This is a genomic window from Streptomyces sp. NPDC107546, assembly GCF_055639175.1.
The window spans coordinates 159,706-172,275 of sequence record NZ_JBVKBA010000004.1; the positions used below are offsets into that span (position 1 = coordinate 159,706).

At 70.4% G+C, this 12,570-nt stretch carries 7 protein-coding genes and 1 tRNA gene; 2 read left to right on the top strand and 6 right to left on the bottom strand.

The features are described from left to right. Positions 1-123 precede the first annotated feature (123 nt). On the bottom strand, positions 124-1,047 hold the full coding sequence (locus tag ACZ7L1_RS07700) for an FkbM family methyltransferase (RefSeq protein WP_471435106.1): 924 nt from the start codon (positions 1,045-1,047) through the stop codon (positions 124-126). Positions 1,048-1,198: 151 nt separating this feature from the next. Further along, the gene (locus ACZ7L1_RS07705) at positions 1,199-1,663 is read right to left on the bottom strand and encodes a hypothetical protein (protein ID WP_471435107.1); all 465 of its coding nucleotides are present in this window, start codon (positions 1,661-1,663) and stop codon (positions 1,199-1,201) included. Between the two features lie 450 nt (positions 1,664-2,113). Here ACZ7L1_RS07705 and ACZ7L1_RS07710 point away from each other — a divergent pair, with 450 nt between their 5' ends. After that, positions 2,114-6,124, top strand: a complete 4,011-nt coding sequence (locus ACZ7L1_RS07710; RefSeq protein WP_471435109.1) for an nSTAND1 domain-containing NTPase — start codon at positions 2,114-2,116, stop codon at positions 6,122-6,124. A gap of 383 nt (positions 6,125-6,507) precedes the next feature. Beyond that, positions 6,508-6,867 (top strand): hypothetical protein, encoded by a 360-nt coding sequence (locus tag ACZ7L1_RS07715; RefSeq protein WP_471435111.1) that lies wholly within the window; start codon positions 6,508-6,510, stop codon positions 6,865-6,867. Positions 6,868-6,887: 20 nt separating this feature from the next. Here ACZ7L1_RS07715 and ACZ7L1_RS07720 read toward each other — a convergent pair. The 4 genes from ACZ7L1_RS07720 to gyrB all read right to left on the bottom strand — a co-directional run bounded on the left by ACZ7L1_RS07720 (position 6,888) and on the right by gyrB (position 12,532). Beyond that, positions 6,888-6,964, bottom strand: a tRNA-Ile gene (locus ACZ7L1_RS07720). Positions 6,965-7,087: 123 nt separating this feature from the next. After that, complete coding sequence (locus ACZ7L1_RS07725; protein WP_471435113.1) at positions 7,088-7,792, bottom strand: DUF3566 domain-containing protein; 705 nt, start codon at positions 7,790-7,792, stop codon at positions 7,088-7,090. A gap of 18 nt (positions 7,793-7,810) precedes the next feature. Next, the gene (gene gyrA / locus ACZ7L1_RS07730; RefSeq protein ID WP_471435115.1) at positions 7,811-10,405 is read right to left on the bottom strand and encodes a DNA gyrase subunit A; all 2,595 of its coding nucleotides are present in this window, start codon (positions 10,403-10,405) and stop codon (positions 7,811-7,813) included. Positions 10,406-10,447: 42 nt separating this feature from the next. Beyond that, on the bottom strand, positions 10,448-12,532 hold the full coding sequence (gyrB, locus tag ACZ7L1_RS07735) for a DNA topoisomerase (ATP-hydrolyzing) subunit B (RefSeq protein WP_471435117.1): 2,085 nt from the start codon (positions 12,530-12,532) through the stop codon (positions 10,448-10,450). Positions 12,533-12,570 lie beyond the last annotated feature (38 nt).

The following is a 12,570-nucleotide window of genomic DNA, read 5'->3' on the forward strand; positions in this document are numbered from 1 at the left end:
GCCCGGAAGAACCGCCTGGGCCCAGGCCCCGGACGCCGGAAGCACCACCGCCCCCACGCCCCGGACGCCGGAAGCACCACCCGCCCCCGCTCCCGCTGCCGGGACGCGTCGCGTCGCGTCGCGTCAGGGCAGGGTTTCGGCGTCCACCCGGGAGAAGACCAGGTCGGTCTCCTCGACGACCGGGCCCCGCAGGCGGACCGCCACCCCGGGCGTCCCGCTCAGCGCTCGCGGGTAGCTCTCGGCCGCGTAGTCGTTGGCCAGCCGGTAGGCGTGGAAGCCGGCATCGGCCATGGTGCTCATCAAGTCCTCGGCGCGGTCCCCGAGTCGCGCCATGCGCTCGGGGGTCACCTCGACGGTGATCTCCGCGTCCGGCCGGAGCTTGTCCAGAACGGGAGCCAGTCCACGGACGACGCCGCCCTCCGCCCCCTCGACATCTATCTTGATCACGCGAGCGTTCGCGATCTCCTGCGGATCGAGCAGCTCCGGCAGCGGCAGGGCGTCGATCTCGAAGGTGGACTCGGCCGGCCCGTCGTACGGGACGATGCTGTTCGCGCCCATGTTGCGCGAGCTGGCGAGCACGAAGGTCAGCGTGGTGGGGGCGTCGGAGACGGCGGCGTTCACGGCCCGGATGTTCCGGCACCCGTTCAGCCGGGCCTGCTGCACCAGACGGTGGTGGAACGCCGGGGAGGCCTCGATCGCCACGACATGTCCCCGGTCGCCGACGAGGTGTGAGGCCAGCACGCTGAAGACGCCGATGTTGGCTCCGACGTCGATGAATCCGTCTCCCGGCTTCAGCCGGCGCTGGATCCAGCGGGTCATGTGCGGCTCCCACACTCCGAAGAGATACAGGTACCGCTGGATCAGGTCCTGGGTGTCGACCGCGAACCGCGCACCGAAGCGCGTGTCGACGACCCGTCGACGGGGGTGGTCCCGCAGATGCGGGTTCAGGAACCGGGCGGCCAGGGGCGCCTTGCCGAGCGAGCCCGGAGCGTCCCGCACGTACCGGCGGCCCAGGGTGACCAGGGCCTCCGCGACGGTACTGCTCATCCGGTCCGCCTCTCTCTCCGTCCGTACAGAGGCAACCGTAGCGCTCCGCGCGTGGGGCGGTGACGGACCGAGGGGCCTGGGGCCAGGGAGTGTCTGTCTCCGACGTCCCGCCGGGCGTCGCCCGCCAGGCGGAACGTCGGACGGACGCCCTCTATCCGGCGGCAGCCGCGAGCCAGTGGGCGACGCGACGCACCGTGGGCTCGTCGAGCCGCTCCACCAGCTCCTGGAGCGCCGCCGTGTCCACCTGCGTGAGGTCGTACAGTCCTGCCTTGCTCAGGCCGGCCATCAGGACCTGGTGGCGGCGGTCGGCCATGCGTTCGGCGAGTTTGCCCGGCTCCTCGCTGCTCCGGGCAGGGCGCGGAAGCGGTTCCGTGGCGGTCTTGCCCTCCGGCGCGTCGAACAGATGCCAGGCGCCGTCCTTCGGGCCCCACAGGGCGACCGTCACGTCGTCTCCGCGCGCCCGCGCGGTCTGGGTCATCTCACCGACCGCGTACAGCACGGCGGAGCGGTGGGGCGACTGAGCCGCCACCCGCCAGGAGGCCGTGGACGGCTGGTGGTACATCGCGACCCACCGGGGGGTGCCCGGCGGCCGGGGGCTCTGCGGACGTGTCTGCACTGCACCCACCCTTATCGGAGACGGTACGGCAGGGCAGACCGTAAATGACGAACCGTCAGTTAACCAGGGGCGTGCGGCGGCGATGACGGCGGCTCGGGACACTCGGGTGGGAGCCGGAGGGCGCCTTCTGCGCGCCCCACCGTCCGGCACCGGTCCCTCCCCTCGTGGAGACCGGTGCCGAACCGGGTGGTGGCGTCGAGCCGAGCCATACCGGCGCGGTCTGGGAAAGGCAGGGCGCGTCGCGGACCTGCGATGTCGCACGTCGTCTCGCCGAGCGCCGATCCGGTGGCCTGTCCGGGCACCGCGCGGTCGGTTCGCTCCCGCGCCGTGGATCCTGCCAGTTGATGCCTTCAGCGAGGAGGTTCCAGTACGGTCCGGGCAACTTAACCGCAGGTCAGCCGTATAAGGTGAGTTTTCCGGTCCGGACGTCGGGTGCGGTGGAAGTAAGGGGTGGGGACCTTGAGTTCCGACTCGGGAGCACGCACGGCCTTCGCGGAACGTCTCGCCCTGCTGTACAAGGAGGCCGGCAACCCTCCCCTCAAACGCGTGGCGGAGGCGGTCGTCCGGTTGCAGCGGGTCGACGAACGAGGGCGCCCCGTGCGGGTGTCCGCGCAGCGGATCAGCGACTGGCGGCGGGCCAGGAACGTGCCCGCCCAGTTCGCCGCCCTCGCGGCGGTGCTGCACGTCCTGATCCCCGAAGCACGGCGCTCACGGCCCGCGCCGGTGTCCACCGGCCTGTACGACCTGGCCCGGTGGCAGCGTCTGTGGGAGCGCGCGGTGGCCGACCCGGTCGGCGACCGCCCCTCGGCGTCCGAGGAGGAGACGGAAGACGAGGAGCGTTCCCCCGCCGACGCCCCGGCCGTCCCCGGCGGCGTGTGCCCGTACCGAGGGCTTGCTCCCTACCGCCAGGAGGACGCCCGGTGGTTCTTCGGCCGGGAGCGGTGCACGGCCGCCCTCGTCGGCCAACTCGAGGCGGCCGAGCGGACCGGCGGCCTGGTCATGCTCGTGGGCGCCTCGGGAGCGGGGAAGTCCTCCCTGCTGAACGCCGGTCTGGTGCCCGCCCTGCGCGGCGGCCGGGACAGCGACGTGCTGCAGCTCGTACCGGGCGGCGACCCCCTCGCGGAGCTGACCCGCCGGATCCCCGAGCTCGTACCCGTCCTGTCCGCCGAGAAGGAGGCGGAGGCGTACGAGCCCGGCACCGGGCGCTTCGAGCACGCGGTGCGGGAGGCCGTCGTGGCCTGGGCACGGCGCGAGACGTCCCGCGCCGCTCGCCCGGTCGTCATCGTGGACCAGTTCGAGGAGGCGTTCACCCTCTGCCCGGACGAGGCCGATCGGCGCATGTTCGTCCGGCTCCTGCACGCGGCGTGCTCACCCGCCGCCCCAGGTGACCTCGCCCCCGTGCTCGTGGTCCTCGGCATACGCGCCGACTTCTACGAGCAGTGCCTCGGGCACCCCGAACTGGCCGACGCGCTGCAGCACCGGCACATGGTGCTCGGGCCACTGACCACCGCGGAGCTGCGCGAAGCAGTGTCGGGCCCGGCCAAGGCCGTGGGACTCGAACTCGAACCGGGGCTGGCGGAGCTGATCGTCCGGGAGGTGAGCGTCGACGGCCCGCGCGGGGCGCACGACGCGGGCGTGCTGCCCCTGCTCTCGCACGCCCTGCTCGCCACCTGGCAGCGGCGCAAGGCGGGCCGGCTGACGCTGGCCGGCTACCGCGCGGCCGGCGGGATCCAGGGAGCGGTGGCGGCGACGGCCGAGCGGGCCTGGTCCGGTCTCGACCCGGCGGCCCGCACGGCCGCGCGCCTGCTCCTGCTCAGGCTGGTCCGGCTGGGCGAGGACACCCAGGCCACCCGCAGGCGGGGCACCCGACGGCAACTGGCGGAGGAGTCGACGGACCCCGGCAAGACGGAGGAGTCGCTCGAAGCGCTGGTTCGCGCCCGACTGGTGACGCTCGACGCGGAGACCGTGGAGATCACCCACGAGGCGCTGCTCCACGCCTGGCCACGCCTGCGCGACTGGATCGACGAGGACAGGAACGGGAACCTGCTGCGTCAGCGACTGGAGGAGGACGGCAGGGCCTGGGAGGCATCCCACCGCGACAGCGCGCTGCTGTACCGGGGTTCTCGTCTGGAGCAGGCCCATACCTGGGCGAAGTCCTCGGGAGACACCTTTCTCACCCGCAGCGCGGTGGAGTTCCTGGCCGCTTCGGTCCGGCTGCGCAAGCGCACCGTCCGGCTCCGGCGGGGAGCCGTGGCGTCGCTGGTCGTCCTGGCGCTGCTGGCGGTCGGTTCGTCGGTGATCGCGTGGCAGCAGCGGGACGACGCGGTGTTCGAGCAGGTGGTCGCCGAAGCGGACCGGGTGCAGTACACCGACCCGTCGCTGTCCGCCCAGATCGACGTCGTGGCCCACCGCTTGCGACCGGACGACGAGGGCACCAACAGCCGGTTGATCTCCATCGTGAACGCACCGCTGGCCACGCCGCTGCTCGGCCACACCGGCGCCGTCTACCTGACCTCGTTCAGCCCGGACAGGCGGACCCTGGCCACCGCCAGCTACGACCGGACCGTCCGGCTGTGGGACGTCACCGACCCGGCGCGCCCACGCCCCCTGGGCAAGCCCCTCAGAGGCCACACGAGCTGGGTGAGCAGCGCGGTCTTCAGCCCGGACGGCCGCACCCTGGCCAGCGCCGGGGACGACGGCACGATACGGCTGTGGGACGTCACCGACCCGCGGCACCCGCGTTCCCTGGGCGATCCCCTGACCGGCCACGACGGCACGATCTTCCTGGCCGCCTTCAGCCCGGACGGGCACACGCTGGCCACCGCCGACGAGGATCACACCGTACGGCTGTGGAAGGTCACCGATCCCCGGCATCCGGTCCCGCTCACCAGGCTGACCGGCCACACCAACGCCGTACGGTCCATCGCGTTCAGCCCCGACGGGAAGACACTGGCATCCGGTGGCGACGACACCACGGTCCGGCTGTGGGACGTCACCGACCCACGGAACCCGCACTCCCTCGGCCGACCCCTGACCGGCCACACCCATACCGTGCACTCCGTGGCCTTCAGCCCGGACGGCAGGACCCTCGCCAGCGGCAGCGCGGACAACACCGTACGGCTGTGGAACGTCATCGACCCACGGCGTCCGAGCGCCCTCGGCGAGCCCCTGACCGGCCACACCGGCCCGGTGTGGTCCGTGGCCTTCAGCCCGGACGGGTCCCTGATCGCCGCGGGCAGCGCGGACAGCACGGCGAGCCTGTGGAACGTCAGCAACCCGGGCTACCCCTCGCAGGTCGGCGAACCGCTCTCGGGCAGCAGCGGCGAGATGTACGCCCTCGGCTTCAGCCCCGACGGGCACACCCTCGCCACCGGCAGCGGCGACAGCAAGGTCCGGCTGTGGTCGATACGGAGGTCGGACATGATCGGCCGGATCGGGGCGTTCAGCCCGGACGGGACGGTCCTCGCGACGGCCGCGGGCGACAGCAGGATCCGGCTGTGGAACGTGACGGACCCCGAGCGGCCCGTGGCACTGGGCAGGCCCTTCACGACCGGGGAGCGCGACCTGCGGTCGCTGGTGTTCTCGCCCGACGGCCGCACCCTCGCCGTCCTGACGGGGACCAGCAACACGGTCCAGCTGTGGAACGTCGCCGATCCCGCCCATCCGGTCTCCTACGGCTCGCCCGTCCCGCTGCGGACCCGGTACGCGGGCGCCGACGCGCTGGCGCTCAGCCCCGACGGCCACACACTGGCCGTCGACTACGACGACCGCACCATCCAACTGCTGGACATCACCGACCCGGCCCGCCCGCGCCGCCTGGGCAAGCCCCTCACCGGCCACACCGGCTACGTCAACGCCCTCGCCTACAGCCCCGACGGCCACACCCTCGCCAGCGGCAGCGCCGACGGCACCGTACGGCTGTGGAACGTCACCGACCCCCGGCGTCCGCGACCGCTCGGCTCACCGCTCACCGGGCATCTGGGCCCCATCAACACGCTCGCCTACAGCCCGGACGGCCACACGCTGGCCAGTGGCAGCGACGACGACACGGTCCATCTGTGGAACGTCACCGACCCGCTCCACGCCACCCGGCTCGGCACCGCCCTCATCGGCCACACGGAGGCGGTCGTGTCGCTGACGTTCAGCCCGGACGGTCACCGGCTGGCCAGCGGTGGCAACGACAACACCGTACGGCTGTGGAACGTCACGGACCCGGACAAGGCCTCCCCCATCGGCCAGTCGATGAGCCCCAACGCCAAGACGGGCAACTTCCTCTCCTTCAGCCCCGCCAGCCACCTGCTCGGGGTGTCGAGCGGCGCGGACACCGTCCGGCTGTGGAACCTGGACGTCGACCAGGCCGTCCGCCGCATCTGCTCGACCACACGGGGCGTTCTGACACCGGAGAAATGGCAGGAGTACCTGCCCCGCCTCTCGTACGACCCCCCGTGCGACCGGCAGTGATCCGGATCACAACCCCGGGTCGCCGTCGAGCAGTCGCTCCCCGCCGCGCAAGTGGCCTTGTTACCCTTGGCCATAGCCCGATCGCCGGTGCATCCCCCGTCGCCGGCGGTCGGGCCTTTCCATGCCCTGATGCGCCGGCAGCCCGAGGCCATCAGCGATCCCGGCCGCAGGAGCGCCGTCCGCGGCGGTACCTCCCCCTGTCACTCGTCTGCCCCGTCGGGGGCGACGGGGAGCAGCCGTGCCCCGAAGCTGGACCTGATGCAGGACCGGCGTGCACGCGCTGCCGAAGCAAGGGGAAGGCACCTCGGATGTCACACCACACTGCGCCGGTGCCGGGCTCTGCCTGGGTGGCCAGGTGGGCGGGAGCCCTACTGTCCCTCGCCGTGGCCGCCATCCATGTCGTGGACCAAGGCGGCATCACGGTGACGCGGGACCCCTACTACCTCGGCGTCGCATACCACGTCCTGGAGATCGCGGCCGTGGTCGCCGCCGTGCTGCTCCTCGTCGGCTTCGTCCGACCGGGATGGCTGCTGGCAGCCGGTGTCGCCCTCGGCCCCCTGCTGGGCTACATCCTCTCCAGGGGCCCGGGACTGCCCGACTACGGCGACGACATCGGTAACTGGACCGAACCGCTCGGGCTGCTCAGCCTGGCCGTCGAAGGAGCCCTGCTCCTGCTGTCGGTACCGCTCTTCGCACGAAGCCTGCGCACCGGACCGTCGACGCAGAAAGACCCCCGGTCCTAGTGGACCGGGGGTCTTCTCGCTGGTGGGGCTAACAGGATTTGAACCTGTGGCCTCATCCTTATCAGGGATGCGCTCTAACCAACTGAGCTATAGCCCCGCCGCGCTCCGCGGTGTGTCTCCCGCGCGCTGACCCCTGAAGATTAGCGCACCAGGTGGGCAGTCCCAAAATCGATACCCGGCGGGCGGCTCCCGAGTCTCCGCGAGAGCGCGAGGGCGGTGTCTACTCGTCCTCCGCCAGCGTCAGTTCGATGCCGCCCACGAAACCGGCCGACAGGTTGTAGATGAAGGCACCGAGCGTCGCGAGGGCCGTCGCCAGGACGACGTCGATGACCGCGATGATCGTGGTGAACATCAGGACGTGCGGCAGGGACAGGAACGCCTGCAGGTCGAAGCCGTTCGACTCGTTCGAGCCGGTGGCCTCCGAGATGGTGCCGCCGACCGTGGAGAAGACGCCCATCGCGTCCATGACCATCCACAGCACCGCGGAGGCCACGATCGTGCAGATGCCGAGCGCGATGGAGAGCAGGAAGCTGACCTTCATCACCGACCACGGGTCGGCCTTGGCCACGCGCAGGCGTGCCTTGCGGGTGCGGGGCATCGTGCCCGCCCCGGTGCGGGGGCGGCGTACGGCACCGGCCGGGGCCTGCGGCTGGTAGGCCTGCGGCGGGTGGTAGGGGGCCGCGGGCTGCTGCCGGCGCTCTCCGGGCAGCGGGGACGCGGCCGGCTGTGCGCCGGGGGCGGGCTGCGCGGCGGCGGCCGAGCCGGAGCCGGGCTTCTGCTGTGGGTCGGGCGAGGGCGAGTCGGTCGCAGGCGGCTTGATCGCCTTCAGATTCGTCGTGTGCGGATCTGTCGCGTCCGCGGCAGAGCCACGGCCGCCGCCGTCCGTGTCCATACCGGTCGATCCGGCGCCCGTGGCTCCGCTCACGCTGACTCACTCCTCGTGCTACTCGGCCGAGGGCGCCTCACCCTCGTCCGTGCCGGTGGTCGCGGCACCTTCCGCGGTCTCGTCCACGGCCACGTCGCCGTCGACTTCCTCCGCCTCGCGTCCCGCCTCGGCGTTACGTGCGATGCCGACCACGGCATCGCGCTTGCCCAGGTTGATCAGTTGGACGCCCATGGTGTCACGGCCCGTCTCCCTGATCTCATTGACCCGCGTACGGATCACACCGCCGGACAGTGTGATGGCGAGGATCTCGTCGGTCTCCTCGACCACCAGCGCGCCGACGAGCGAACCGCGGTCCTCCACGATCTTGGCGGCCTTGATACCGAGGCCGCCGCGGCCCTGGACGCGGTACTCGTCGACGGCGGTCCGCTTCGCGTACCCACCGTCGGTGGCAGTGAACACGAACGTACCGGGTCGAACAACATTCATCGAGAGCAGTTCGTCACCCTCACGGAAACTCATGCCCTTGACACCCGAGGTGGCGCGGCCCATCGGGCGCAGGGACTCGTCGGTCGCCGTGAACCGGATCGACTGTGCCTTCTTGCTGATCAGAAGCAGATCATCGTCGGGCGAGACCAGTTCGGCCCCGATCAGTTCGTCATCGGAACCGTCCGCCGTCTCACGGAGGTTGATCGCGATGACACCGCCGGAGCGGGGCGAATCGTAGTCCTTCAGAGGCGTCTTCTTGACCAGGCCGGACTTGGTGGCCAGCACCAGGTACGGCGCGGCCTCGTAGTCGCGGATGGCGAGGATCTCGGCGATCGCCTCGTCCGGCTGGAAGGCCAGCAGGTTGGCCACGTGCTGGCCGCGCGCGTCCCGGCCGGCCTCCGGCAGCTCGTAGGCCTTGGCGCGGTAGACACGGCCCTTGTTGGTGAAGAACAGCAGCCAGTGGTGCGTCGTCGACACGAAGAAGTGGTCGACGATGTCGTCTTCCTTGAGCTTCGTGCCGCGCACGCCCTTGCCGCCGCGCTTCTGGGCGCGGTAGTCGTCGGTCTTGGTGCGCTTGATGTAGCCGCCGCGGGTGACCGTGACGACGATGTCCTCCTCGGCGATCAGGTCCTCGATGGACATGTCGCCCTCGTACGGGATCAGCTTGGTCTTCCGGTCGTCGCCGTACTTCTCGACGATCGCGGCCAGCTCCTCGCTGACGATGCCGCGCTGGCGGACGGGGGAGGCGAGGATCTGGTTGTACTCGTTGATCTTCGCCTGGAGTTCGTCGTGCTCCTGGACGATCTTCTGGCGCTCGAGGGCGGCCAGGCGCCGCAGCTGCATCTCGAGGATGGCGTTGGCCTGGATCTCGTCGATCTCGAGCAGCCTCATCAGGCCCTCACGCGCGATCTCGACGGTCTGGCTGCCCCGGATCAGGGCGATGACCTCGTCGATGGCGTCCAGGGCCTTCAGCAGGCCGCGCAGGATGTGCGCCCGCTCCTCGGCCTTGCGCAGCCGGAAGCGGGTGCGGCGGACGATGACCTCGATCTGGTGCGTCACCCAGTGGCGGATGAACGCGTCCAGCGACAGCGTGCGCGGCACGCCGTCGACGAGCGCCAGCATGTTGGCGCCGAAGTTCGTCTGCAGGTCGGTGTGCTTGTAGAGGTTGTTCAGCACGACCTTGGCGACCGCGTCCCGCTTCAGCACGATGACCAGGCGCTGGCCGGTCCGCGACGACGTCTCGTCGCGGACGTCCGCGATGCCGCCGATCTTGCCGTCCTTCACCAGGTCGGCGATCTTCTGCGCCAGGTTGTCCGGGTTGACCTGGTAGGGCAGCTCCGTGACCACCAGGCACTGGCGGTTCTGGATCTCCTCGACCTCGACGACCGCGCGCATGGTGATCGAGCCGCGGCCGGTGCGGTACGCCTCCTCGATGCCCTTGCGGCCGACCACCAGGGCGCCGGTCGGGAAGTCCGGGCCCTTGATGCGCTCGATGAGGGCCTCGAGCAGCTCCTCGTGCGAGGCCTCCGGGTTCTCCAGGTACCACTGGGCGCCGGCCGCGACCTCGCGCAGGTTGTGCGGCGGGATGTTGGTCGCCATGCCGACCGCGATGCCGGCCGAGCCGTTGATCAGCAGGTTCGGGAAGCGGGCCGGCAGGACGGTCGGCTCCTGGGAGCGGCCGTCGTAGTTGTCCGTGAAGTCGACGGTCTCCTCGTCGATGTCACGGACCATCTCCATCGACAGCGGCGCCATCTTGCACTCGGTGTAGCGCATGGCCGCCGCCGGGTCGTTGCCCGGGGAGCCGAAGTTGCCGTTGGAGTCCACCAGCGGCATCCGCATCGACCACGGCTGCGCGAGCCGGACCAACGCGTCGTAGATCGAGGAGTCGCCGTGCGGGTGGTAGTTGCCCATGACGTCGCCGACGACACGGGCGCACTTGTAGAAGCCGCGGTCGGGGCGGTAGCCGCCGTCGTACATCGCGTACAGCACGCGCCGGTGGACGGGCTTGAGGCCGTCCCGGACGTCGGGCAGCGCGCGGGACACGATGACGGACATCGCGTAGTCCAGGTACGAGCGCTGCATCTCCGTCTCGAGCCCGACGGGCTCGACGCGCATGGCGAGTTCGCCGCCCTCTTCAGGGGTGACGGGAGTGTTCTCGTCGGTCATTGCTGGTGAAGGTCCTTCCTGGTGCGGTCAGCTGAGACCGACTCAGATGTCGAGGAAGCGGACGTCCTTGGCGTTGCGCTGGATGAACGCGCGCCGCGCTTCGACGTCCTCGCCCATCAGGACCGAGAACAGGTCGTCGGCCTGGGCGGCGTCGTCGAGGGTGACCTGGCCGAGGACGCGGTGTTCCTGGTCCATCGTGGTCACGCGCAGCTCCTCGGCGTTCATCTCGCCGAGGCCCTTGAAGCGCTGGATGGAGTCCTCGCGGACCCGCTTGCCGCGCTGGCGGCCCATCTCGATCAGCGCGTCGCGCTCGCGGTCCGAGTAGGCGTACTCCACGTCGTCCCGGCCCCACTTGATCTTGTACAGCGGGGGGCGGGAGAGGTACACGTGCCCGGCCTCGACCAGCGGCCGCATGAAGCGGAACAGGAAGGTCAGCAGCAGCGTGCTGATGTGCTGGCCGTCGACGTCGGCGTCCGCCATCAGGATGATCTTGTGGTAGCGGAGCCTCTCGATGTCGAAGTCCTCGTGCACGCCCGTGCCGAAGGCCGAGATCAGCGCCTGGATCTCCTGGTTCTGCAGGATCTTGTCGATCCTGGCCTTCTCCACGTTGAGGATCTTGCCGCGGATCGGGAGGATCGCCTGGTACTGCGGGTTGCGGCCGGACTTGGCCGAGCCGCCGGCGGAGTCGCCCTCGACGATGAAGATCTCGCACTTGGCCGGGTCGTTGGACTGGCAGTCGGCGAGCTTGCCCGGCAGGGACGCCGTCTCCAGCAGGCCCTTGCGGCGGGTCAGGTCACGCGCCTTGCGGGCCGCCACGCGCGCGGTGGCCGCCTGGATGGCCTTGCGGACGATGTCCGCGGCCTCGTTCGGGTTGCGGTCCAGCCAGTCGTTGAGGTGCTCGTAGACAGCCTTCTGCACGAAGGTCTTGGCCTCCGTGTTGCCCAGCTTGGTCTTGGTCTGGCCCTCGAACTGCGGTTCACTCAGCTTGACCGAGATGATCGCGGTCAGACCCTCGCGGATGTCGTCACCGGTGAGGTTGTCGTCCTTGTCGCGCAGCAGCTTCTTGTCGCGCGCGTACTTGTTGACCAGCGAGGTCAGCGCGGCACGGAAGCCCTCCTCGTGCGTACCGCCCTCGTGGGTGTGGATGATGTTGGCGAAGGAGTACACGCCCTCGCTGTAGCCGCTGTTCCACTGCATCGCGACCTCGAGGGACAGGCTCTTGTCCTTGTCCTCGGCCTCCAGGTCGATGACCGTGGGGTGCACCACGTCTCCCTTGCGGGAGTTGAGGTACTTCACGAAGTCGACGATGCCGCCCTCGTAGTGGTACGTGACGGTCTTGACCTCGTCCTTCTCGTCGGCTCCCGCCTCGTCCGCCCCGGCGGTGGCCTTCGCCGACTCGCGCTCGTCAGTGAGTTTGATGGTCAAACCCTTGTTGAGGAACGCCATCTCCTGAAAGCGCCGCGACAGCGTCTCGAAGGAGTACTCGGTGGTCTCGAAGATGTCCGGGTCCGCCCAGAACGTGACCGAGGTGCCGGTCTCCTCGACCGCCTCGTGCTTGGCGAGCGGGGCCGTCGGGACGCCCATCTTGTAGTCCTGCGTCCAGCGGTGACCGTCGGTCTTCACCTCGACCGAGACCTTGGACGACAGGGCGTTCACGACGGAGACACCGACGCCGTGCAGACCGCCGGAGACCGCGTAACCGCCGCCGCCGAACTTGCCTCCTGCGTGCAGCACGGTCAGCACGACCTCGACGGCCGGCTTCCCCTCGGAGGGCACGATGCCCACCGGGATGCCACGACCGTTGTCGACGACCCGCACACCGCCGTCGGCCAGGATCGTCACGTCAATGGTGTCCGCGTGCCCGGCCAGCGCCTCGTCGACGGAGTTGTCGACCACCTCGTACACAAGGTGGTGCAGGCCGCGCTCCCCGGTCGAGCCGATGTACATACCGGGTCGCTTGCGGACCGCGTCAAGACCCTCGAGGACGGTGATGGCACTGGCGTCGTACGAGGCCGTGACCTCCCCGTTCGAGGAGGTCGCCGGGCCGTTCGCGCCCGCGTCGGTGGACGGGATGTTCTCGTTGGGGTTGCCGGAATCGGCCACGAAGCGCCCTTTCTGGCACAGCACGAGCCGGGCTCGTCGGCGGGTTGCCGGAGCGGCTGCGG

Bases quoted from the DNA above. Each gene is read 5' to 3' on its own strand.
- ACZ7L1_RS07700 (WP_471435106.1), bottom strand. From the start codon at position 1,047: ATGAGCAGTACCGTCGCGGAGGCCCTGGTCACCCTGGGCCGCCGGTAC.
- gyrA (WP_471435115.1), bottom strand. From the start codon at position 10,405: ATGACCGACGAGAACACTCCCGTCACCCCTGAAGAGGGCGGCGAACTC.